This is a genomic window from Nocardioides sp. P5_C9_2 (genome assembly GCF_054049555.1).
The window spans coordinates 1-1,138 of record NZ_JBFUMD010000736.1 but is presented as its reverse complement, the minus strand read 5'-3'; the positions used below and the strand labels follow the sequence as shown (position 1 = coordinate 1,138).

General features: G+C 66.2%; 2 protein-coding genes. Both read right to left on the bottom strand.

What is annotated here, in order from left to right:
• The coding region (locus ACXJKL_RS21395) for an NAD(P)-dependent oxidoreductase (protein ID WP_457209003.1) at positions 1-761 on the bottom strand (761 nt) is incomplete at its 3' end.
• An 80-nt stretch (positions 762-841) separates the two neighbouring features.
• A partial coding sequence (locus ACXJKL_RS21390; protein ID WP_457209002.1) for an amidohydrolase family protein occupies positions 842-1,138 on the bottom strand: 297 nt, incomplete at its 5' end.

Here is a 1,138-nt window from a genome sequence, read left to right as displayed (position 1 = left end):
AGGCTGGCGCCGAGCTTGCCGAGGAGGGTCTCGGCCGTGTGCACATCCTTGTCGACGAACTCCGCCGTGCTCCGCGAGAAGCCCGCCGCCGAGCCGCCTCGGCTCACCATGCCGACGACTGCGCTGTTTCCACTGCCGTGCGACATAGCCTCGTACAGCGTCTTCTCGTCGAGGTCGAGCGTCTTGGCGAGCTCCGAAAGCACGGAGACGACGCCGATGTGCGCGCCGAACGCCGCATTGTTGAGCAGTTTCACCTTCATGCCCGTGCCGACCGGACCGAGATGGATGACCGGGTCGCCGTACGCCGAGAGCAGCGACTCCGCCTTCACCCACGCCTCGTCCCTTCCCCCGACGAAGAGGGTCAGTTCCCCGGCCTCGATGTCGTGCGGCCCACCGCTGACGGCAGCGTCGACGTAGAAGGCACCCTTCGCCYCGAGCCTGGCCTCGACCTGCTCCGACGTGCGGGGGCTGCTCGTCGTGTGGAGGATGACGATGGTGCCGGGCTCGACCGCATCGACGAGACCTCCGTCCGCCAGCACGAGCTCCCTCACCTGGTCGTCGCTGAAGAGATTCACCACCACCGCGTCGGCACCCTGGGCGATCTCGCCTATCCCGAGAGTCACCTCGGCACCGTCAGCGGTGAACTCGTCCTTCTCCAGATCGAAGCGGTAGTGCACGCGCACCGAGTGTCCCGCCGCGATCAGTCTCTGCATCATCGGTCGACCCATGCGGCCCGCGCCGAGGAAACCTACCTGCGCCATCTCGTGGCTCCTTTGCCGATCTGTGTACGAGGAAGGGTCCCGTCTCGGCCGGCGCCGCGACGGGACCCTCCACCGGTGAATCAGGCGCGCGGGAAGTTGAAGATCTTGCGCGCGTTGCCCTCGACCATCAGACGGGCCTCGTCCTCGGGGACCTCGGACATCTGCTCCGCAAGGATCTTGCGGGTGTGCGGCCAGTTGGCGTCCGAGTGCGGGTAGTCGCTCTCGAAGAGGATCTGCTCGATGCCGATCTTGTGGCGCTCGTCGATACCGACCTGGTCGGAGACGAAGCAGCCGTAGATGTGGTCCTTGAACAGCTCCGAGGGACGCTGCTCGGCGTTGATGTTGCACCAGTAGCGGTGGCGCTCCCACGAGTAGTC